At 66.5% G+C, this 22058-nt stretch carries 17 protein-coding genes; 8 read left to right on the plus strand and 9 right to left on the minus strand.

Annotated features, from left to right (window positions below):
• Positions 1-174: 174 nt before the first annotated feature.
• Together ACI2KK_RS21030 and ACI2KK_RS21035 are read left to right on the plus strand one after the other, a co-directional pair.
• Positions 175-2175 carry a U32 family peptidase gene (locus ACI2KK_RS21030; RefSeq protein ID WP_404670424.1) on the plus strand — a complete coding sequence of 667 codons (2001 nt, stop codon included), beginning with the start codon at positions 175-177 and terminating at the stop codon, positions 2173-2175.
• A gap of 216 nt (positions 2176-2391) precedes the next feature.
• Complete coding sequence (locus ACI2KK_RS21035; RefSeq protein ID WP_404670425.1) at positions 2392-2949, plus strand: TetR/AcrR family transcriptional regulator; 558 nt, start codon at positions 2392-2394, stop codon at positions 2947-2949.
• A 24-nt stretch (positions 2950-2973) separates the two neighbouring features.
• Here the strand turns inward: ACI2KK_RS21035 and ACI2KK_RS21040 are convergent, their stop codons facing one another.
• From ACI2KK_RS21040 to lexA, 4 genes are read right to left on the minus strand one after another with little or no spacing between them, the layout of a single operon-like run.
• The gene (locus ACI2KK_RS21040; RefSeq protein ID WP_404670426.1) at positions 2974-6054 is read right to left on the minus strand and encodes an error-prone DNA polymerase; all 3081 of its coding nucleotides are present in this window, start codon (positions 6052-6054) and stop codon (positions 2974-2976) included.
• Complete coding sequence (locus ACI2KK_RS21045; protein WP_404670427.1) at positions 6051-7469, minus strand: Y-family DNA polymerase; 1419 nt, start codon at positions 7467-7469, stop codon at positions 6051-6053. The genes ACI2KK_RS21040 and ACI2KK_RS21045 overlap by 4 nt, the downstream gene beginning before the upstream one ends.
• A gap of 6 nt (positions 7470-7475) precedes the next feature.
• A complete protein-coding gene (gene imuA, locus ACI2KK_RS21050; RefSeq protein ID WP_404670428.1) occupies positions 7476-8090 on the minus strand; it encodes a translesion DNA synthesis-associated protein ImuA in 615 nt (204 codons plus the stop codon).
• On the minus strand, positions 8090-8707 hold the full coding sequence (gene lexA / locus ACI2KK_RS21055) for a transcriptional repressor LexA (protein ID WP_404670429.1): 618 nt from the start codon (positions 8705-8707) through the stop codon (positions 8090-8092). The genes imuA and lexA overlap by 1 nt, the downstream gene beginning before the upstream one ends.
• Before the next feature lie 93 nt (positions 8708-8800).
• On the opposite strand from lexA, the gene ACI2KK_RS21060 reads away from it, so the two are divergent.
• The gene (locus ACI2KK_RS21060) at positions 8801-9460 is read left to right on the plus strand and encodes an HAD family hydrolase (protein WP_404670430.1); all 660 of its coding nucleotides are present in this window, start codon (positions 8801-8803) and stop codon (positions 9458-9460) included.
• A gap of 516 nt (positions 9461-9976) precedes the next feature.
• Complete coding sequence (locus ACI2KK_RS21065; RefSeq protein WP_404670431.1) at positions 9977-10699, plus strand: DUF899 domain-containing protein; 723 nt, start codon at positions 9977-9979, stop codon at positions 10697-10699.
• Positions 10700-10705: 6 nt separating this feature from the next.
• Here the strand turns inward: ACI2KK_RS21065 and ACI2KK_RS21070 are convergent, their stop codons facing one another.
• A complete protein-coding gene (locus ACI2KK_RS21070) occupies positions 10706-11287 on the minus strand; it encodes a flavin reductase family protein (protein ID WP_369991735.1) in 582 nt (193 codons plus the stop codon).
• A 250-nt stretch (positions 11288-11537) separates the two neighbouring features.
• Between ACI2KK_RS21070 and ACI2KK_RS21075 the strand changes: the two genes are divergently transcribed.
• Together ACI2KK_RS21075 and ACI2KK_RS21080 are read left to right on the plus strand one after the other, a co-directional pair.
• Positions 11538-11861 carry a hypothetical protein gene (locus ACI2KK_RS21075; RefSeq protein ID WP_404670432.1) on the plus strand — a complete coding sequence of 108 codons (324 nt, stop codon included), beginning with the start codon at positions 11538-11540 and terminating at the stop codon, positions 11859-11861.
• A 158-nt stretch (positions 11862-12019) separates the two neighbouring features.
• Positions 12020-13453, plus strand: coding sequence for a PLP-dependent aminotransferase family protein (locus tag ACI2KK_RS21080; protein WP_404670433.1), 1434 nt, complete (start codon positions 12020-12022; stop codon positions 13451-13453).
• Here the strand turns inward: ACI2KK_RS21080 and ACI2KK_RS21085 are convergent.
• Both ACI2KK_RS21085 and ACI2KK_RS21090 read right to left on the minus strand, forming a co-directional pair.
• Positions 13446-14642, minus strand: a complete 1197-nt coding sequence (locus tag ACI2KK_RS21085; RefSeq protein ID WP_404670434.1) for a CynX/NimT family MFS transporter — start codon at positions 14640-14642, stop codon at positions 13446-13448. The two genes, ACI2KK_RS21080 and ACI2KK_RS21085, sit on opposite strands and share 8 nt — an antisense overlap.
• Positions 14639-15097: a nucleoside deaminase gene (locus ACI2KK_RS21090; RefSeq protein WP_404670435.1), complete on the minus strand. Its 459-nt coding sequence runs from the start codon at positions 15095-15097 to the stop codon at positions 14639-14641. The genes ACI2KK_RS21085 and ACI2KK_RS21090 overlap by 4 nt, the downstream gene beginning before the upstream one ends.
• 209 nt (positions 15098-15306) lie before the next feature.
• Between ACI2KK_RS21090 and ACI2KK_RS21095 the strand changes: the two genes are divergently transcribed.
• Together ACI2KK_RS21095 and alkB are read left to right on the plus strand one after the other, a co-directional pair.
• A complete protein-coding gene (locus ACI2KK_RS21095; RefSeq protein ID WP_217843360.1) occupies positions 15307-15744 on the plus strand; it encodes a carboxymuconolactone decarboxylase family protein in 438 nt (145 codons plus the stop codon).
• Between the two features lie 135 nt (positions 15745-15879).
• On the plus strand, positions 15880-16524 hold the full coding sequence (alkB, locus tag ACI2KK_RS21100; RefSeq protein WP_404670436.1) for a DNA oxidative demethylase AlkB: 645 nt from the start codon (positions 15880-15882) through the stop codon (positions 16522-16524).
• An 85-nt stretch (positions 16525-16609) separates the two neighbouring features.
• On the opposite strand, the gene ACI2KK_RS21105 is transcribed toward alkB, so the two are convergent.
• Positions 16610-20284: a translocation/assembly module TamB domain-containing protein gene (locus ACI2KK_RS21105; RefSeq protein WP_404670437.1), complete on the minus strand. Its 3675-nt coding sequence runs from the start codon at positions 20282-20284 to the stop codon at positions 16610-16612.
• Positions 20281-22023 carry an autotransporter assembly complex family protein gene (locus ACI2KK_RS21110; protein WP_404670438.1) on the minus strand — a complete coding sequence of 581 codons (1743 nt, stop codon included), beginning with the start codon at positions 22021-22023 and terminating at the stop codon, positions 20281-20283. The genes ACI2KK_RS21105 and ACI2KK_RS21110 overlap by 4 nt, the downstream gene beginning before the upstream one ends.
• Positions 22024-22058 lie beyond the last annotated feature (35 nt).

The following is a 22058-nucleotide window of genomic DNA, read 5'->3' on the forward strand; positions in this document are numbered from 1 at the left end:
CCTGTTGATCCAAGATGAGGCGTAACCACATGATTTCAAGCGTGCTCGATAAGTTGGGGCGTAATGCATGAAGGTATCGGCCCACGCCGGCCACCTCCGAGCAGGCAAAGGTGCCATCCCACCATTTCACCGCTACAATGCCCGCCTTACCGTGACCGCCCGAACCATAACGACATGTCCCTTCCAAAGAACCACCTGGAACTGCTCAGCCCTGCCCGTGACGTGAGCATCGCCCGCGAGGCGATCCTGCATGGCGCTGACGCCATCTATATCGGCGGCCCGAGCTTCGGCGCGCGCCACAACGCCTGCAATGAAGTGGGCGATATCGCCGAGCTGGTCGAGTTCGCCCGGCGCTACCATGCCCGCGTATTCACCACCATCAACACCATCCTTCACGACAACGAACTGGAGCCGGCGCGCAAGCTGATCCACCAGCTGTACGACGCCGGCGTCGACGCGCTGATCGTGCAGGACCTGGGGGTGATGGAGCTGGATATCCCGCCAATCGAGCTGCACGCCAGCACCCAGACCGACATCCGCACCCTGGAGCGCGCCAAGTTCCTCGACCAGGCCGGCTTCAGCCAGCTGGTGCTGGCCCGCGAGCTGAACCTGCAGGAAATCCGCGCCATCGCCAGCGAGACCGATGCGGCGATCGAGTTCTTCATCCACGGCGCGCTGTGCGTGGCGTTCTCCGGCCAGTGCAACATCTCCCACGCCCAGACCGGGCGCAGCGCCAACCGTGGCGACTGCTCCCAGGCCTGCCGCCTGCCGTACACCCTCAAGGATGACCAGGGCCGCGTGGTGGCTTTCGAAAAGCACCTGCTGTCGATGAAGGACAACAACCAGACCGCCAACCTGCGCGACCTGGTAGACGCCGGCGTGCGCTCGTTCAAGATCGAGGGCCGCTACAAGGATGTGGGTTATGTGAAGAACATCACTGCCCACTACCGCAAAGAGCTCGACGCCATTCTGGAAGACCGCCCGCAATACGCCCGCGCCTCCAGCGGTCGCACCGAGCACTTCTTCGTGCCCGACCCGGACAAGACCTTCCACCGCGGCAGCACCGACTACTTCGTCAGCGACCGCAAGATCGACATTGGCGCCTTCGACTCGCCGACCTTCACCGGCCTTGCCGTGGGTGTGGTGGAAAAGGTCGGCAAGCGTGACCTGCTGGTAGCCACCGAGGTGCCACTGAGCAACGGCGACGGCCTCAACGTGCTGGTCAAGCGCGAAGTGGTAGGCTTCCGGGCCAACATCGCCGAGCTCAAAAGCGAGTCCGAAGAAGACGGCCAGAAGCGCTACCGCTACCGCGTCGAACCCAACGAGATGCCCGAGGGCCTGCACAAGCTGCGCCCCAACCACCCGCTGTCGCGCAACCTCGACCACAACTGGCAGCAGGCGCTGCAACGCACCTCGGCCGAGCGCCGGGTGGGCATCGAATGGCACGCCGTGCTGCGCGAGCAGCGCCTGATGCTGACCGCCAGCAGCGAAGAAGGCATCAGCGTGCAAGTGGCGCTGGACGGCCCGTTCGGCGCCGCCAACAAGCCGCAGCAGGCGCTGGACCAGTTGCATGACCTGCTCGGCCAGCTGGGCACCACCATGTACCACGCCAACGCCATCGAGCTGGACGCGCCACAGGCGTATTTCATCCCCAACTCGCAGCTCAAGGCCCTGCGCCGCGAAGCCATCGAGGCGCTCACCGCAGCGCGCATCGCCGCCCACCCGCGCGGCAGCCGCAAGGCCGAAACCACACCAGCGCCGGTGTACCCCGAGTCACACCTGTCGTTCCTGGCCAACGTTTACAACCAGAAGGCCCGCGACTTCTACCATCGCCATGGCGTGCAACTGATCGACGCCGCCTACGAGGCCCACGAAGAGCACGGCGAAGTGCCGGTGATGATCACCAAGCACTGCCTGCGCTTCTCGTTCAACCTGTGCCCGAAACAGGCCAAAGGTGTGACCGGCGTGCGTACCAAGGTGGCGCCGATGCAACTGATCCAGGGCGATGAAGTACTGACCCTGAAGTTCGACTGCAAGCCGTGCGAGATGCATGTGATCGGCAAGATGAAGGGCCATATCATCGACCTGCCGACCCCTGGCAGCGCGGTGGCCCAGGTAGTTGGCCACATCAGCCCCGAAGACCTGCTCAAGACCATCCCGCGCGCGCCGCATTGATCGTGCGCCGGCGCGGGCGATGCGCACAGCCTGTGCCGGCCTCATCGCCGGCAAGCCGGCTCATACAGGGACAGCACAGGCCTTGAGGCCATGCCAATCCTGTGGGAGCGGGTTTACCCGCGAAGAGGCCGGCACAGAAGCACAAAAGTCTCAAACGAGACACATAATTGCATTTCCTGCACAATACCTCGCATGCGACCCACGCGAGGCACCTAAATGCAACCCACGCCCCACGACGAACGCCTGATCAAGGCCCTGGCCAACGCCATCGTGGTCCACCCGCGCGCCACCCTCAAGGAGCTGGCCGAAGCCGCCGGCGTCAGCAAGGCCACCCTGCACCGCTTCTGCGGCACCCGTGAAAACCTGGTGGCAATGCTCGAGCAGCATGGCGAACGGGTACTCAACCAGGTCATCGACAACGCCGCCCTGGCCAGTGCCGAGCCGCAGGCTGCCATTCGCCACCTGATCGGCGAGCACCTCAAGCACCGCGAGATGCTGGTTTTCCTGATGTTCCAATACCGCCCCGACACCCTGCTGGGTGACAGCGAAGACCGCCGCTGGCTGGCCTACACCCGGGCCATGGACGCGTTCTTCCTGCGCGCCCAGCAGGCGGGTGTGCTGCGCATCGATATCAGCGCTGCGGTATTCACCGAAATGTTCCTGAGCATGATCTACGGCATGGTCGATGCCGAGCGCCGTGGCCGCGCCGCCAGCGCCAACTCGGCCCAGGCGCTGGAGCAGTTGTTCCTGAGCGGGGCCAGGGCGAGCAGTTGATCAGCGCCAGGGAGCGGGCAGGCCTCAATGAAAATCCCGGCTACGCACGGCCAGCCCCTGCAACAACACGCTCACATCCTCCAGGCGCCGCGCAATCAGGTGGCGCACCCCGTCCTTGTGCTCCAGCCGCCCACTCACCTTGAGCAACTGCGAGCCGACCAATGCCTTGCGCTGGCGTTCGGCCAGGTCACGCCAGACCACCACGTTGACCAGGCCGTGTTCGTCTTCCAGGGTCACAAAGGTCACGCCACTGGCCGTCTGCGGCCGCTGCCGGCCGACCACGATGCCGGCCACCGCGATGTTGTCGCCATCCCCCACGCCGGCCAGCTCGGCGCTACTGCGACAGCCAAGGGCACGTAAACGCGAGCGCAGCAAGGTCAACGGGTGCGGGCCCAGCGTGGTGCCCAGGGTTTGGTAATCGGCCAGCAGGTCCTCCCCCACCGTCGGGGCGGGCAGGTCGACAAACGCCTCGGCTGTTGGCTGCACCTGTGCGAACAACGGCAATTGCGCCTGCACCGCAGCCACTTGCCAGCGCGCCTGGTGGCGGTCACGGGCCAAGCCACGCAGGGCTCCGGCATCGGCCAGTTTCGCCCGGGCACGGCTGTCCAGGGCAGCGCGCAGGCACAGGTCTTCGACATCCTGCCAGGGCCCTTGCGCGCGGGCTTGCTCCAGGCGCAGGGCGTCGGCCTCGTTGAAGCCGCGGATCTGCCGCAACCCCAGGCGGATGGCCAACTGATTGCCTTCAAGCGGCTCCAGGGTGCAATCCCACTGGCTGTGCAGTACATCCACCGGGCGCACCTCGATGCCCTGCCGACGGGCCTCCTGCAGTAGCTGGTCAGGGCTGTAGAAGCCCATCGGCCAACTGTTGACCAGGGCACAGGTGAAGATCGCCGGCTCGTGGCACTTCAGCCAACTGCTGGCGTAACACAGCAGGGCGAAGCTGGCGGCATGGGATTCAGGGAAGCCATAGCTGCCAAAGCCCTTGATCTGCTCGAAGATGCGCTCGGCAAAGGCCAGCTCGTAGCCATTGCGCAGCATGCCGTCGATCAAGCGTACGCGGTGCGGCTCCAGGCCGCCGTGGCGCTTCCAGGCCGCCATGCTGCGGCGCAGCTGGTCGGCCTCGCCCGGGGTGTAGTCGGCGGCCACCATGGCCAGTTCCATCACCTGTTCCTGGAACAGCGGCACGCCCAGAGTGCGTTGGAACACCTCCTTGAGCTTTTCCGACGGGTAGGTGACTGGCTCAAGCTCCATTCGCCGGCGCAGGTACGGGTGCACCATATCGCCCTGGATAGGCCCAGGGCGCACGATCGCCACCTCGATCACCAGGTCGTAGAACGTGGCCGGCTTGAGCCTCGGCAGCATGGCCATCTGCGCCCGCGACTCGATCTGGAACACGCCCATGGTTTCGGCGCGGCTGATCATCGCGTAGGTGGCCGGGCACTCTGCGGGGATGCTGGCCAGGGTCAGGGCGCGGCCGCGGTGCAACGCCAGAAGGTCGAAGCAACGCCTAAGGGCGCTGAGCATGCCCAAGGCCAGCACATCGACCTTGAGCAGGCCGACCATGTCCAGGTCGTCCTTGTCCCACTGGATCACTGTGCGCTCGGCCATGGCCGCATTCTCCACCGGCACCAGTTCGTGCAGCGGCTGCTGCGAGATGACGAAGCCACCCGGGTGCTGCGACAAGTGCCGAGGGAAGCCGATCAGCTCGCCGGCCAGCACCAGAATGCGCCGCAGCGACGGGCTCTGCGCATCGAAACCGGCCTCGGCCAGGCGCTCGGCGTCGGGGATGCGGTCGCTCCAGCGCCCGCAGCACTTGGCCAGGGCATCCACCTGGTCGGCCGGCAGCCCCAGCACCCGGGCCACATCGCGCACCGCACCGGCAGCGTGGTAGCTGCTGACCACGGCGGTAAGCGCAGCGCGGTGCCGGCCGTAGCGGCGGAACACGTACTGGATCACCTCTTCGCGGCGCTCGTGCTCGAAGTCCACGTCGATATCCGGCGGCTCGTTGCGCTCGCGCGACAAAAAGCGCTCGAACAGCAAACGGTGCTGCATGGGGTCCAGTTCGGTGATGCCCAGCACGAAGCACACCACCGAATTGGCCGCAGAGCCCCGCCCCTGGCAGAGAATGTGCTGGCTGCGGGCGAAGGCGACGATATCGTGCACGGTGAGGAAGTAGCTCTCGTAGCCCAGCTCCTCGATCAGCGCCAGCTCATTGGCCAGCACCTCGTGCACTTGCTCGCTCGGCCCCTGCGGCCAACGCTTGGGCAGCCCGCACTGGCACAAATGCCGCAGCCAACTGGCGGGGGTATGGCCTTCGGGCACCAGCTCACGTGGGTACTGGTAGTTGAGCTCGCCGAGGTCGAACGTACAGCGCTGGGCGATGACCTGGGTTTGTGCCAGCAATGACGCAGGGTACAGCTCGCCCAGTTGCTCCCGCGTGCGCAGGTGGCGCTCGCCATTGGCGAACAGGTAGCGCCCGGCCTCGGCCACGCTGCAATGGGCACGGATGGCGCTCATGCAGTCCTGCAGGGCCCGGCGCCCGCGGGCATGCATGTGCACATCGCCGCAAGCTACCAATGGTATGCCCAACGCTTCGCCCAGGGCCTGGAGCCCTGCCAGGTGCGCCGCATCATCGGCGCCACGGTGCAGGTGCACGGCAAGCCAAAGGCGCTTGCCTAACAGTTCGAGCAAGCGCTCCCCTGTGGCGCGGTCAAAGGCAGGTTCGGGTACCCACAAGGCCAACAGCCCCTCGTGGTGGTCGGCCAGGTCCTGCGCCAGCAGTTGGTAGCTGCCCTTCTCGGCTCGCCTTCGGCCTTTGGTGATCAGGGCGCAGAGGTTCTGGTAGCCGGTAAGGTTTTCCACCAGCAAAACCAGTTTCGGCCCTTGTTGCAGGCGTACCTCACTGCCGACTATCAGCTTCAGCCCGTGCGTCTTGGCCGCCTGCCAGGCGCGCACGATACCCGCAAGGGTGCATTCGTCGGTAATCGCCAACGCTTGATAGCCCTGCTCGCTGGCCCGGCGAAACAGCTCATCGGCGCTGGAGGCGCCACGCTGGAAGCTGAAGCTGGACAGGCAGTGCAGCTCGGCATAATGCGGCGCGCTCATGCGAACCAGCCTTGCAACCACAACGGCCCGGGCTGGGCCAGGTCACGGTAGGCCCAGCCACGCAGGCCGTCGCGGGTTTCGATACGGTAGTAGTCGCGGCGCACATCGCCGCCGTCCCACCACCCCGATTCGATACGCTCAGCCTGGCCGAGCCACTGCAAGCCGGTTTCAGGCAACGCCAGCGGCTCTGCCAGCAACCACCCCGGGCGGCTGCCCGGGGCAACCAGCAGCGCCGCCGGCCCGCCCTGCGGCGCCCCATGCCAGGCACATTCCGGGCGATGGTCATCTGCGGCCTGCAAGCCCTTGACCGCCTCGTCGCCCAGCCGAGCCCGCAGGCGCTCGCGCAGTTGCTCCCAGGGCTGGGCCTGCTGTGCACGCGGCTCGAACAACGCCCTGTGTTGCGGCACGAACGCTGGCAGGTCGGCGGCGACCAGCCGCAGGTTGCGCACCGGCGCCGGAATGCGCAGCGGCTCGAGGCGCCCGCGGGCCAGTTCGAACAGCATCGCCGCATCCCGCTCGGCGGCCAGCAAGCCGACCTGCAGCACCGTGTCCGGGCCTTCGGCATGCTCCAGATGCAGTGCAAAACGTTGCACGCCACAATCGCGCCCGGCGAGAAAGGCCGCCAGGTCGTTGAGCAAGCGGCGCAGCGGAAACAACAGCGCCTGGTGCGATTCAACGTCGAAGTTAAGCTCCAGCCGCGCCTCGAAACGGTCGGGCGGCTGGTAGTAATCCAGCCCCAGCGAGCGCAGGCCGAACAACTGGTCAAGGTGCAACTGCACCTGCAGGTTGAAACGCCGGGCCAATGCATCGCGCGGCAATGCCTGGACCTGGCCGAGATTGCGCAGGCCCATGCGTAAAAAGGCTTCGCAGGCGTCTGGTGGCAGCCCTGCACGTTCGACAGGTAGCTTGAGCAAGGCTTCGCGGGTTTCATCGACCGTGCTGGCAGCCAACCCGTCGTGGGCATTGGCCAGCATTCGCGCCGCCACCGGGTTGCTGGCCAGTACAATGCGGTTGCGCAAGCCCAGCCCGGCCAACTCGTCGCGCAGACGGGCCTGGAACAACGGCCAGGGCCCGAACAGTTGCAGGCTCGAGCCCACCTCGATCAACAGCGCCCGCGGGTAATGCACACTGACCTGGGCACTGAAACGGTAGGCCCAGGCGGCCAGCAATTGCTGCAGGTGCTCGATGCGCGCAGGGTCTGGTTCGATACAGGTGAACCCGTCAGCCAGCGCCCTGGCGGCGGTGAGTGCCTGGCCCGCCTTGAGGCCCAGCTTGGCCGCTGCGGGGTTGACCGCCTGCAGCACACGACGCTGCGCCGGGCCGCCAATCAACACCAAAGGCGTATCGGGGTCGTCACGCTCGCGCAGGATGCTGTCCAGCGCCAGCTGCGGTAACAGGATGCAGGCCCAGAGCATGTGCCATCAGCCTCTGCAGGCAATAGGTGCGGCCGGCGGCAGGCCGCCGCGGCATTTGAGCACGCGCCACTGCGCCGGGCGCGCGTCGATGGCAATACGCAGGGCCGCTGGCGACGGGTTGTGCGCAGCCTGCTGCGGGCGGCAGGCGAAAGCCAGTGCCTCGCCGGTTTCGGCCGCCACCTGCAGGCGGCGCAGGGCGCGGTCATCGGCCCGCTGTGGCCAGCACAGCACTGCCGAGCAACTTCCCGAGCGCAGGCATTGCTCGGCAGCCCACAAGGCGTCAGCCGCCTCGGCTTCCACCTGTACCAGCCAGCGCAGGTCGACACCTGCCGCTTGCCAGGCCGGCGCGTAGGGAATGAACGGCGGCGCCACCAGCACCACCCGTTCGCCCGCTACAGTCAAACGTGCAAGCGTCGGCCACAGCAGTTGCAACTCGCCACAGCCTGGGCTGGCCAGCAGCAGCTCACTGAGCGCCGCGGACGGCCAACCGCCATCGGGCAGGTGTTGATCAAGCGTGGCATGGCCGCTGGGCTGCAGGCCGAGCGGGCGAGATTGCGCCTGCCGCCCCCGCCAGACCTGGCGCTGGTCGAGCAGGCGATCGAGGCTGACCACCGCGCCCATCAGTCACGCCTCAGCAGGCCGCAGAACACGCCCTCGATGAAAAACTCATGTTCCGGACCAATGTCGATGGGTTGGTAGTTGGGGTTGCGCGGCAGCAGGCGATAACCCTCGCGGGTGCGTTGCAGGCGCTTGATGGTCACCTCGCCGTCCAGCCGGGCCACCACGATCTGCCCGTCACGGGCATCGCCCTGCTGGCGGATACCCACCAGGTCGCCGTCGAAGATACCGTCGTCGACCATCGAGTCGCCGCGCACCTTGAGCAGGTAGTCGGGGGTGCGGCGGAACAGGCTGGGGTCGAGCAGCAGTTGTTCGTGGATGCCCAGGTCGGGGCCGATGGGCGCACCGGCGGCCACCTGGCCGAGTACCGGCAGCTCGAGGATTTCAGGGCGGCGCAGCGGTTCGGCGAGACGAATGCCACGCGCCTGGTTGGGGGTGACGTCGATGTAGCCGGCCTGGCACAGGGCGGTGATGTGTTTGCGCGCCACGCTGCGCGAGGCAAAACCGAAGCGCTCGGCGATATCGGCCAACGACGGCGGCTGGCCTTGCTCGGTGATGCGCTCGCGAATGAATTCGAGGATGGCGCGGCGTTTGGGGGTCAGGTTGTCCATGGAGCACATTTGTACTCTTTTTCTGAAACACTGAACAGCCCCCTTCATCCACAGGTTTGGCTATGATGTTGCTGAATTGATTCTTCAACGCCAGGATGCCCGATGCTCACCGCCCTGCTGTTCGACCTCGACGGAACCCTCACCGATACCGATACCTTGCACCTGCAGGCCTTTCGCAAGCTGCTGCACGACCATGACGGCCGCCAGCTGACCCAGGCGCAGTTCAACAGCCAGATCAGCGGGCGCTCCAACGGCTTGTTGTTCGCCGAGCTGTTTCCCGCCGCCAGCGCCGCCCAGCGCCAGGCCCTGGCCGAACGCAAGGAGGCGTTGTTCCGTGAGCTGTCCCCCACCCTCGAGCCCCTGCCCGGCCTGCTGCGCCTGCTCAACCATGCACGTCTGCAGGCCATTGGCATGTGCGTGGTGACCAACGCGCCGCGGCTGAATGCCGAGCACATGCTGGGGGCCATGGGCCTGAACGAGTGGTTCGACCATGTGCTGGTCAGCGACGAGCTGGCACGGCCCAAGCCCGACCCGCTACCCTACCTCACCGGGCTGCAGAAGCTGGGGGCCAACGCCGCCCAGGCGCTGGCTTTCGAAGATTCCTTGCCGGGCGTACAGGCGGCCAGTGGCGCTGGTATCTATACCGTGGGGCTGGCGACCACGCAGAGTGCCGAGAGGTTGCATGAGGCTGGGGCGCAGCTGGTGATTGAGGATTTTGATGATCCGCGGTTGTGGGCGTTGATTGGGGGGATGGAGGAGTAGGTTTTTTTTGGGGTTACCAAAGGCCTTTCCCGTTCAAGGTCCTCGTATGGGCTGCCAGGTGCTCGCCACAACCCTTGCAGCGCCTACCAGATCGAGCGCCGCCCGCGCGGCGCATCGCGACACAAGGCCGCTCCTACAGTTTGTTTCGGGCCAGTCTGTTCTGTGCCATCACCTGGTCCGCCTTGTTGGCTCGACGCGATATCGGCGTGGGCATTGCCGCCGCTCCATATGACTCATGACATGCACCAAGGCAGGCGCCGATACTTTCACAGGCATGACTGGCCCGAAACAGATGCAGGAGCGGCCTTGTGTCGCGATGCGCCGCGCGGGCGGCGCTCGATCTCACAGGCGCTGCAAAGGCTGTGGCGAACACCCGGCAGCCTTCATGCAACTTAAAGCCAAACCTCTTGCCCGCATCCAATCCCCCAACCACTCATCGCCCACCCACTCCCCCCTGTCGATTCCGCCGCCCCCCACCCGACCACTAGCTGAACCCCCACCCGCGGAGCCCACCCCATGACCACCCCCAAGCACCCGGTCGCCTCCCGCGACCAATGGCTGACCGCCCGCCGCCAGCTCTGGCTGCACGAAAAAGCCTTCACCCACCAGCGCGACGAACTCGCCGCTGCCCGCCGCGCCCTGCCCTGGGTAAAGGTTGAACAGAACTACCGCTTTCATGGCCCTGACGGCGAATTGACCCTGGCCGACCTGTTCGCCGGCCGTAGCCAGCTCTTGGTCTACCACTTCATGTTCGCCGACGGCTGGCAGGAGGGCTGCCCGGGCTGCTCGTTCCTCGCCGACCACTTCGACGGCGCCAACCTGCACCTGGCCCACCACGATGTATCGCTGGTGGCGGTATCACGGGCACCCTTAGATGAGTTCCAGGCCTTTCGCCAACGCATGGGCTGGCGCTTCCCCTGGTACTCGTCCCATGGCAGCCGCTTCAACGAAGACTTCGGTGTGAGCGTTGCCAGCGATGGTCGCGGCGAATACAACTACGAACCCTACGCGGGCGAGGAAAGCGAGCTGCCCGGCCTGAGCGCGTTCTACCGCGACAGCGACGGCGCCCTCTACCACACCTACTCCACCTACGCCCGCGGCCTGGACATTCTGGTCAACACTTACAACTTCCTCGACCTGGCCCCGCTGGGGCGTAACGAGGGCGGGACCATGGACTGGGTACGCCACCATGACCGCTACGATGAGCCGGCCGCCAAACCGCACTGCTGCGGCGACTGAAGCGGCTCAGGCGTCCGGGTCGACCACCAGCGGCTCGCCGATGGCATAGAAGTGCCCGCCCGCCACGTAGTGCAGGCTGCGCCAGTCGGGCCCGGCGTGCTCATAGGCCCAGTGGCCGTCGCAAAATACGCGGTCGTCGGCCCAGGCGGCGACCACCTCGCCGATGAACAGGTCATAGGTTTGCTGGTTGTGCGGCTCATCGATCACCCGGCACATCAGCCAGGCCGAACAGCCGTTGACCAGTGGCGCTTCGAAGCCCTCCACCCGGGCCAGCTCCACGCCGATACGCGCCAACTTGTCGGGCTGGTCGAACAGGCTGTGATGGCCCACCTGGTGAGTGAGCCTTGCCTGGGCGGCATTGGGTACCTGCAACACGAACCAGCCGCTGCCCTCGACCAGTTGGCGGGTGCGGGCGATCTTGTCCAGCACCACCGTGACCTTGGGCGGGTCGAAGTCCAGAGCACAGGCCCAGGCGGCCGCCATCACGTTGTCGACCCCCGCATGGCTGGCCGACACCAGTACGGTCGGGCCGTGGTTGAGCAGGCGGTAGGCCTTGTTCAAGGGCACGGGCTGGAAGTGTTCGTTCATGGGGTTACCTCGGTGCAAACGGCGGCGCGGCCTGATTTGAAAGTTCAGCATTGTGCCGCAGCGCCAGGGCCTGCGGCCAGGCTGACCCGGGTCAAGGCAGCCAACAGCTCGGTTTAGGTAGCTTAGGAAGCTTCCTAGCACGCAACAGGATGCGTCCTACACCTTGCCGCTCGTGCGGCACTTCATGATCGGACCTGGATGTCGTCCCGGCCGCCGTCAGCGGCCAGCCCCAACCCGACGAGGCCCCAGCATGCCCACCACTGCCCTGCGTACCACCTTGCGCCAGTTGCTGGCCCATGATTTCAGCAACCCCGACAACAACCCCAACCTTTCAGGCGTGCGCTTTTTCTGCGCCACCGACGAACCCACGCGCTTGCTGATCGAGCAGGTCGAACTGCTGGCCAGCGAGGCCCTGTTCGATGTGACCGGGCGCGCCCTGCCCGAGCGCATGCGCGCCGCCGCCATAGAAGGGGTCAGCATTCAGCAACGACGCAAAGCCCCGGATGACGAGACCGTGATCCGCATTGCCCTGCCCGACAAAAGCTACATCACCGTGAGTACTGCCCGGTTGTGAGCCGCTGGCGTGTTCGACTTTGTGGGTACGATAGCCTTGTACTGCCTGTGCCGGCCTCATCGCCGGCAAGCCGGCTCCTACAAGCCCGCGCGCCCCACTTGCGCCCACCAGCACAAACCTCGAAGCTTTGCAGCTCCCAGCCGCGCCGGACCCGCCACATGGAACTGCACATCCGCCTCGAAGGCCGCAAAGGCCTCACCGAGCAGCTCTACCAGCAACTGCGCGCCGGCATTGAAAGCGGCCATCTGGCGGCAGGTACCCAACTGCCCCCCACCCGCCTGCTGGCCGAGCAACTGGGCGTGTCACGCAAGACGGTGGCGGAGGCCTATTCACGCCTGACCTACGACAACCTGCTCAGCGGCAAGGTCGGCCGTGGCACGTTCATCGCCCCACGCCTGCCGGTGCAGCACAACGCCAACGAAAACGTCCCCTTGGCCGCCGCCGAATCCCTCGAGCGCTGGCACCAGCGCGCCACGGTGCTGGGCCGCCGGGCACTGGATGCGCCCTCGCGCTACGACTTCGTCGGCGGCGCCTCGAGCAAGGCGCAGTTCCCCTACGACCACTGGCGTAGCTGCCTGCAATACGCGTTGCGCCGCAGCCAGCGCCACACCGACCGGCAGTTCTCCCCGCAGGGCCTGCCCGAACTGCGTGAAGCCATCGCCCATCACATTGCCTACGCCCGTGGCGTGCACTGCACCGGCGCCGATGTGCTTGTGTGCAACGGCGCCCAACAGGCCCTGGACCTGATCGCCCGGGTATTGGTGGAACCTGGCAGCAAGGTAGCCATGGAAGACCCCGGCTACCCGCCGGCCCGCCAGTTGTTCCTGGCCCTGGGCGCACAGCTGCAGTCGGTGCCGGTGGATGGCCAGGGCCTGTGCGTTGAGCAGATCGCCGACGGCACCCGGCTGATCTATGTCACCCCTTCGCACCAGTTCCCGCTGGGCATGCCGATGAGCGAGGCACGCCGCCAGGCATTGCTGGCCCGCGCCGCCGAGCTGGGCGCACTGGTGATCGAGGACGACTACGACTGCGAGTTCCGCTACCAGGGGCCAGCCGCCGAGGCCTTGCAGCGCCTGGACCGACACGGCCTGGTGGCCTATGTCGGGACCTTCTCCAAGACCCTGCTGCCCGAACTGCGCCTGGGCTACGCGGTGCTGCCACCGGCGGTGATGCAGGCGGCTTGCGTGGCCAAGCACCTGACCGACTGGCACAGCCCGAGCCTGCAGCAGTGGGCGCTTGCCCGGTTCATCGGCGAAGGCCACCTGAACCGCCACATCCGCCGCTGCCACGAGGTCTACAGTGCTCGGCGCGAACGCATTCTGGCGCGCCTGGATGGCGACCTGGCGCCTTGGTTCAGCGCAGTACCGGCCAGTGCCGGCTTTCACTTGAGCGCCCTGGCCCGCCCGGGGCTGGACGTCGAGCAGTTGATCAACCTGGCGCGCAAGGTTGAGGTCGGCCTTTACTCGCTGGCACCGTTCTTCAGTGAAGCACCGGTGCAACCGGGCTTGCTCCTGGGTTTCGGCGCCATCGAGCTATTGGACATCGACCCGGCACTGGACCGGGTCGCCGATACCTTGCAAAGCCTCAGCTGACAGGCGCCGGTTCGCGCTGCGGCCCTGGGCGGGCGATTGCTTGCCGATAACCACCCGGGGCAAAGCGCACGGTCACCACCAGCATGGCCAGCACGGTGCAGGCCAGCAGCGTCCACGACGCCTGAAAGTCGCCACTGACATCCCGAAGCCAGCCGGTGATGTAGGGCACGATGCCGGTGACGATAAAGCCCACGCCCTGCACGAACGCCGCAAGGCTGCCCGCCTCGGCTGGCGTGCGCAGGTGCTCCAGGGTCAGCGTCAGGCTCAGGCTGAAGCACGCTCCAAGGCCCAGGCCGATCATCGCCACCCACAGGCCCATGGCGCTGGCGGGGGCCAGCAGCAGGCCGCTAAAGCCGCCCAACTGGATCAGCAGCGCCAGCCATAGCCCCGGCCGCCGGTCGGGCAGGCCACGCAGCAGCAGTGGCAGCCCCAACGCACCGGCCACCTGGAACACGGTCATCAGGCCCACCAGCTCACCACCACCCTGAGCCGTGCCGCCATGCTCCAGGTGATAGGCCGGCAGCCAGGCCACCATGCTGGTGTAGCCGCCGTTGATCAGCCCGAAGTACAACGCCAGCAACCATGCCCGGCGGTTGCCGAACCAGTGGCCGCCGGCGCTACCAGCAAGGGTCGCCAACGGCTGGCGCGGCCGCAGGGCCAACCAGGCCAGCACGGCCAGCAGTGCGGGGGCGGCCCATACCCCAAGCCCCACCTGCCAATGCCCGAAGTGCGCGCTGATCGATGGCCCCAACAACGCCGCCAGGCCGCCGCCGCTCATCAGCGCCGCCGAATAGATGCCCATGGCTGCCGGCAGCCGCCCCGGGAACCAGCGGTTGACCAGCCCCGGCATCATCCCCTGCACCACCGCCACCCCCAGCCCGGCCAGCACCGCACTGGCAATCAATGCCCAGGCGCTGCCCAGTTGCAGGCGCCACAGGCAGGCCAAGGCAATGGCCGAGAGCCCGGCGAGCATGCCGCCATGCTCGCTCAGCCAGCGCCGCAGCCAAGGCTGCAGCAGCGGTACCAGCCCCATGCACAGTACCGGCAAGGCGGTCAGCAAGGCCGCTTGCTGGTAACCCAGCCCGGTGCTCTGGCGCATGGGCTCGAGCAACGGCCCGATGCTGGTGAGGATCGGCCGCAGGTTCAGCGCCAGCAGCACCACCAGCAGCAGGTTCAGTGCACCCCTCATGCCTGGCCAGCCTGTTTCCACTCGGCGTACAGGCCCGCTTCGCCGGCGGGCTTCAACGGGCGCAGTGGCAGGCTTTGCTGCTGCGGCGGGCGCGCCATCTGCGCGTAGACCGCCGCGGTAGACAACCCATAGGGCTCGCCTTCGGCGTTGTCGTAGGCAAACCAGGCCCGCTCGATACCGCACAGGTGCATGGCCGCCAGGCACATCGGGCACGGGTGGCCACTGGCGTAGATCTCGGCGCCGTCCAGACGTGGGCGGCCCAATGCCTGGGCGGCCTTGCGAATGGCCTGCATCTCGGCGTGGCTGGTCGGGTCCTGGGTGCTGTGGATTTCGTTGACGGCGCGGGCGACTACCTGGCCCTGGTACACCAGCACCGCGCCGAAGGGCCGGCCACCGGCGTGAATATTGGCACGGGCGAGCTCAAGGGCTTCGCGCATGAATGGTTCGTGGGACATGGCTGAGGTTCTCTGCAAAACACCCGGCCATTATCCCGCCTGCCCTGCCCTGGCAGAAATGAAGAGATTGGATGCAACCCAGTGGCCACCTGAATACGCGCATTGGCCTCCTGGCAAAGCGCGGGATTGGCTATTCGGCCGGGGGCCAGCTGGCGCTAAGGTAGTGCCACACGCTCAATTTCACAGTTTGAATTTGCCGGAGAAGCACCATGCACGAACGTATCGAATGGGCCAAGCACGCCCCGGAAGCTTACAAAGCCATGATCGGCCTGGAGCAAGCCTTGCTGGCCTCGGGCCTTGAGCACTCGCTGCTCGAACTGGTGCGCCTGCGTGCCTCGCAGATCAACGGCTGCGCCTATTGCGTCAACCTGCACGCCAACGATGCGCGTAAAGCCGGCGAAACCGAGGCCCGCCTGCAGACGCTGAGCGTCTGGCGCGAAACCCGCTACTTCACCCCGCGCGAGCGTGCGGCCCTGGCCTGGCTCGAAAGCCTGACCCGCCTGCCCGAGCGTGGCGCCCCGCAGCCTGAATACGAGGCATTGCTGGAGCACTTCGACGCCAGGGAAGTCGCCAACCTGACCTTGGCCATTGCCACCATCAATGCCTGGAACCGTTTTGGCGTGGGCTTTGCGATGGTGCCGGCCTGAGCACAGGGGTGCCATGGATGGCTTGCGATTTTCAACACAGCGCCGTCAGGTCACGGCGCTTGCACCACGATAATCCAGGCCAACGCTGCTGATCCCTCGTACACTGCCAGGCACATCCCTGCCCAGCCCACGCCCATGATCCAGTCGCCCCTAGACCTGTTCGGCCCCGAACCTCAGCAGTTGGCTCCCCATACCACACTGTTGCCGGGCTTCGCCCTGGCCGAAGTCGAACTGCTGCTGAACGCCCTGCGCCCGGTGCTCAAGGCGGCGCCGCTGCGGCACATGCGTACCCCTGGCGGCTTGCCGATGGCCGTGGCCCTGAGCAACTGCGGGGCCTTGGGCTGGGTCAGCGACGAGCATGGCTATCGCTACACCGCGCTCGACCCACAGAGCAACCAGCCTTGGCCGCCCCTGCCCTTGGTGCTCCAGGCGCTGGCCAGCCGCGCGGCTGCGCTGGCCGGGTTCGAGGGCTTCGTGCCAGATGCCTGCCTGGTCAACCACTACCGGCCCGGCGATCGCCTGAGCCTGCATCAGGACCGCGATGAGCGTGACTTCAGCCAACCCATCGTGTCGGTTTCCCTGGGGTTGCCTGCGGTGTTCCTGCTTGGCGGTTTGCAGCGCAGTGAACCTGCCCGGCGTATAGCGCTGAACCATGGTGACGTGCTGGTCTGGGGGGGTGAGGACAGGCTTCGGTTCCATGGCGTGCTGCCGATCAAGCCTGGCGTGCATGCACGTTTGGGGGAGCGGCGGATCAACCTTACCCTGCGCAAGGCAGGGTGATCTTTTCGTCCTCACCCCACAGAACAACAGCGCCACAAACTATTAGCCGTTCCCGCAGCCCAGCGCCGGCAAACCGGGCATACCCTCAAAAATCGCGTTTATAGAAGATATCCAGCGAACTGGCCAACCCGCTGGCAGCCTCCAGGTAGACCTTGCGGCTGAGCTTGTAGCGCAACGCGATGGTGTTGGCCGGCTCGAACACCCCCACCCCATAACGCAAACTCAGGCGCTCGGTCAGGTTACCGCTGGCCACCACACTGGTGCTGTTACCCGAACCCTGGGTATCGAGCTGAAAGTCATCGATACCCAGGTTCGACGCAAGGCTGCCAGTCAGCCCGGCACTGCCAGCCAGGCCCAACCCCAGGGCCGCTTCGGCCAGCATGTTGCTGTCTTCGCCCGAGGCCCCCAGCGGCCGGCCCATCACCAGGTAAGACAACGCCTGCTCCTGGCTCATGGCCGGCTCCGAGAACACCTTGGTAGTGGGTTGTTCGGCATTGCCGCTCAGGCGAATACCGGCAATCACATCGTCCACCTGGCGGATCGCCTCGATATCCAGGTAGGGCTGGTCGATGGGCCCGGCGAACAGCAGGCGCGCACGGCGGATGGTCAGGCGCTGGCCGTAGGCACGGTAACGGCCGTCGGCCAGGCTCAGCTCGCCACGGGTATCGAGGTTGTCGCCAATATGTACATGCCCAAGCAGGTTGGCCGTCAGGCCAAAGCCGCTGAACGATAGTTTCTCTCGCCCTACCTCGACATCGATGTCCATGGCCACCGCCATGGGCGGCTTGCCCTGCTCGGTCTGCTGACCAACGATCACGGTGTCGTCGGACACCTTGACCGTCGAGGGCGGCAATTCGCGCACCACGATCTTGCCCTTGGGCACCAGCACTTTGCCGGTGACGGCCAGCCTGTCGTCCAGCAAACGGATCACCAGGTCGGGCGCCACCTCCAGGGTGGCGTAGGGCTCGACGGTCACGGGTAACTGCTGCCCTTGCAGGCGCAGGTCCATTGCCAGTGCCTGGCCCCAGGTCAGGCTCCCGGCCAACTGCCCATGGCCGGCGTCGCCGCTTCGCCAGTTACCTGCCAACTGCACCCGCTCCCCGTCGATCTGCGCCTGAACGGCCAGTTGCTGCAAGCTCACCGGCAGTTCTGCACCGCTGACCTCGCCGCCACTGAGGGCGAGGTTACCGCTGACCTGGGGCGCCATCAGGCTGCCCGACAGCCGACCGCTGCCGTTGAGCTGGCCAGCCAGGCGCTCGACCATCGGCAGGAACGGCCGGGCGATGGACAGGTCCAGCCCGGCCAGGCGGAAATCACCCGACAGCGGCTTGTTGCGGCCCAGCGGGTCCAGGCGGGTATTCAGGGCCAGCTCGCCCAGGCGCTCGCCACGAAAGTCCAGGCGGGTATCGACCCGACGCGGCGCGAGCGTGCTGTCCAGGCGCAGCACCTGGTAAGGGAAGTCGACCCAACGGCCGTTGTCGCGCACGCGCAACGTGCCGCCGCCGGCATCTATACGGATGCTGCCCTTGGGCCCGCTGGCGGGGATATCCAGGTTGACGTCGGCATTGAGCAGGCCCTGCCAGGCAAAATCCTTGGGCAACCACTGCGCCAGGCTGTCCAGCGGGAACTGCTTGAGGTGATAGCGCAACCGCGGCTCGGGGGCCAGGCGCTGGTCCTCACCGCACAGGCTGGCCTGCCCCGAGCGCCAGCAATGGGCGCCGAAGTCCAGTTGGCCGCTGGCCAGGCGCTGCAGCTTTGCCGGCGCCTGCAACTGCCAGTCCTGGCCACCGGCCTGGATGCGCCCGCTGGCCAGGCGGCCGCGCCAGTCACCTTTGCCCAGGGTGCCGTCCGCGGCCAGGTCGAGCTTCAACTGCGGGCCATTCAGCGCCAGGGTTGCCGCCTGCTGGCGGATATCACCCTTGCCCTGCACGCTGAGCTCACCCAGTGCGGTGTCACCCAGGCGAATACCACTGGCGTCGAGCTTGAGCTGACCGCGCTGGGCGCTGTCCAGGCGCGCGTCCAGGGCCAGGCGCTGCAGCCGGTTGTCGGCCTGGGCCAGCTGCTGGCCTTGCAAGGTCAGCGTGCCCTGCGGCGCGGCAAGGGTGCCGGCCAGGTCCAGGCGGCCTTTGGCCTGCCCTTGCAGGCCCGGCCATAGCTGGCCGAGACGTGGCAGCTCGAGGTCGACGCGCCCGGCCAGGCGTTGCTGCAGGCTGGCGCTGCCATTGATGCGGTTGTCGCCCAGTTGCACGGCCAGGCTGCCCAAGGTCCAGTTCTCACCCGCACCGTCGGCATCCACCTTGAGCATGGCCGGCTGGCCGCGCAAGCGCCCTTTCAGGTCAAGTTGTGCCTTGAGCTGCAACTGCTCGTTCTTCAATTCGCCCTGGCTGCGCAAGGGCCCGGCCAGGGTGCCGGGCAGCTCGGCCAGCCAATAGGCCGGGTCAAGCGCCGACAGTTGCAGGTCGACATCCCAGGCCAGGCTGTCGGCAAAACGCAATGCCACGCTGCCGGCGGCCTTGCCTTGCCCTGCAGTCAACGCCAGCTGCGCCAGGCGCACCTGGGCAAGGTCACCGTCGAACGGGCTGGCCAGCTTGAATGCACCGGCCGGGCCATCGAGGTCACCCTCAAAGGCGCCGTTATAGTTGCCATCGCGGTACTTCACCTGTGCAGTGAAGCGTTTGAGCGTTACCTGCGGCGGCGTCTGCAACGGGTACAGGCGCAGCCAGGGGAAGTCCAGCCAGTCGGCCGTGGCCTCGGCGCTCAGGCCTTGTTGCCAGTCGGCGCTGGCCTGCAGTTTCAGGTGCTGGGTGTCGCTGGCGGTCAGATCCAGCGCCTCCAGGCGCGCACCCTTGGCATCCACCTTGCCTGCCAGTTGCAGCGCGACCGGCCCCTGTTCAGCCGGCAGCGATGCGTTACCGGACAACCGATAGCCTGCGGCCAGGTCGCCTTCGGCGTCCAGCTGCAACTGGTTGAGCTGCAGGGTGTCCGGCAGGCTCGCCGCCGGCTTGAACGCCTCTGCGCGGATGCTCAGCTTCGCCGGCAGGTGCTCGGCCAGGGCCTGCACTTCACCCTTGAGCCGCGCCGCCAGGTAACCACTGCTGGTGGCGTCCAGCAGCAGAGTCTTTTGCAACTCGCCCTTGAGGGCCAGCGCCAACTGCCAGGCCTGGCCATCCACTTCGGGCAGTTGCAACGAACCTTGCAGCTGCAATGGCCAGTCGCCCTGGGGTTGCAGCTCGCCTTGCAGGTTCAGTTGCAAATCGTCCCGGCGCAGTTGCAGGTTGTCCACCCGCAGGCCGGTCGCCGTCCAGTGCGCCGCCAGTTGCAGGTCGCCCAGCAGGTCGTTGCCGTCCAGGCGCAATTGCCCGACCTTGACCTCGCCCAGCTCGATGGCCAGCGGCAGGTTGATGGCCGGCAGGCTGAACGGGGTGTTGTCCGCTGGCTGCTGGCCGGGGGCGAATGCCATGTCGATACGGCTGGCCTGCAAGCGGTCGATGCACAAGGCGCCACGCAGCAGGCAGGCGGGCGACCAGCTCAGTTGTGGTGCCTCGAGCACTACCTGATCATCGCCGTTTTGCCAGCGTAACTGGCTGGCTTGCCAACTGCTGCCCAGGCGCCCACTGAAATCACTCACTTCAAGCCCGGGCACCAGCCCCAGGGCCCAGCGGCTACCCGCCTGACTACCCAACACCCAGGCCAGCGCCAGGGCGATGAACAGCAGCAACACGCCCAGGCCGAGCAGGGTCGATTTGAACACTCGCATCACAGCTCGGGCCCCATGGAGAAGTGCAAACGAAAACCGCCGTCATCGTCCAGTGCCCGGGCCAGGTCCAGGCGCAGCGGCCCCACCGGCGAAACCCAGCGCACGCCGATACCGACGCCAGTCTTGAGGCTGGGCAGCTCCAGCGAGTTGAACGAGTTGCCTTGGTCGATGAAGGTTGCCACGCGCCATTTTTCGGCAATCGAGTACTGGTATTCGGCGCTGCCGGCCACCAGATAGCGGCCGCCGATCTTGTCGCCCTTGTTGTTTTCCGGTGACAGCGACTGGTAGTCGTAGCCGCGCACGCTCTGGTCGCCACCGGCAAAAAAGCGCAGCGATGGCGGGATGTTCTGCTGGTAGCCGTTGGTGGCGCTGCCGCCGAACTGTAGACGGCCCAGCAGGCGGTGACGCTCGCCGAGGGTGGTCAGGCCCTTGAGCAGTACGTTGCCATGAATCAGGTTGGTATCCGAGCCCAGGCCCTCCTTGGCCGCCTGCAGGTCGAACTGCAGGCGGTAGCCATGGTGCGGGTCAATGCGGTTGTCGCTGCGCAGGTAGCTGAAACTCACCCCCGGCATCAGCAGGTTGCTCAGGCCCGAGTCATCGCCCAGGCGGTACTCTTCGCGCTGGTACTTGAGCGAGACCACCCGCTGCCAGCCACTGGGCAGCTTGCTGTGCCATTCGGGGCCCACGGTGAGCAGCTTGCTCACGGTGTCAGTGCCGGCGATGTCTTCGTTCTGGTAGCCGCCAGCGAAGCGCAGCTTGTCGGTCAGCGGCGGGTCCAGCGGAACGTCGTACCACAGGCCGACGTTCTGCCGCGGTGCCGACAGCTCGGTTTCCCAACCATAACTGTGGCCCTGGGCGTTCACCCAGTGGCGGGTCCAGTTGGCCTTGGCCCGCGGCCCCACATCGGTGGAAAAACCCAGGCCCAGGCCCATGGTGCGCGGTTTGCGGGTGTCCAGCTGGACATCGACCGGAATCACCTGCGCCACCGCGGCGGTTGGCGCGGCATCCACGCGCACACCTTCGAAATAGCCGCTCGACTGCAAGTCGTTGTTCAGCTCGGCGATCAGTTCCGAGTCGTAGGGGGTGCCTGGCTTGAACTGCACCATGCGTTGCAGCAGGTCCTCGTCCAGCGGCGTGTCGCCAGCGAACCTGACCGCGCCCAGGGTGTAGCGCGGGCCGCTTTGGTAGACCAGTTCGATATCGGCGACACCGGCACGCGGGTCTACCGCCAGGCGCTGGCGCTCGAAACGCCCGCTGAAGAAGCCATAGCGCGAGGCCTGGTTCTGGATCAGCCGCTTGGCATCTTCGTAATGGCCGTGGTTGAGCGGCTCGCCAGGGCGCAGGGCGCGGCTGTCGGGGATGCGGAAGGCCTTGAGTTGGCTGGCCGGGCCGTCGATGCGCACGGTGACGTTGCGCAGGCGCACCGGCTCACCGGGCTCGACCCGAATCACCAGTTGCGGCGCCTTGCCCGCCTCGGCCGGCGGGTTCACCTGGGTTTCGATCTGCGCCTGGTAGTAGCCCAGCGCCTGCGCGGCCTTGCGCGCCTGCTCCTCGGCACCACGGCTAAAGCGCAGCAAGGCGTCTTCGTCGCGCTCGCCCAGGCTGCCAATGTAGTTTTCGATATTACCCTTGAGCGCCTTGTTGGCGGGTTTTACCCGCACCAGCAGTTCGCTCTGGGCCCATGTCATGGAGCTGGCGGCCAGTAACAGCAGGCCCCAGCCAAGTCGTCCTTTGTACGTCATGCCGCGCATGCTACCAGAGCGAAGCGGCCCAGGGG

It is taken from the genome of Pseudomonas sp. NPDC089406 (genome assembly GCF_044900265.1).
Taxonomy (GTDB): Bacteria; Pseudomonadota; Gammaproteobacteria; order Pseudomonadales; family Pseudomonadaceae; genus Aquipseudomonas; species Aquipseudomonas fakonensis.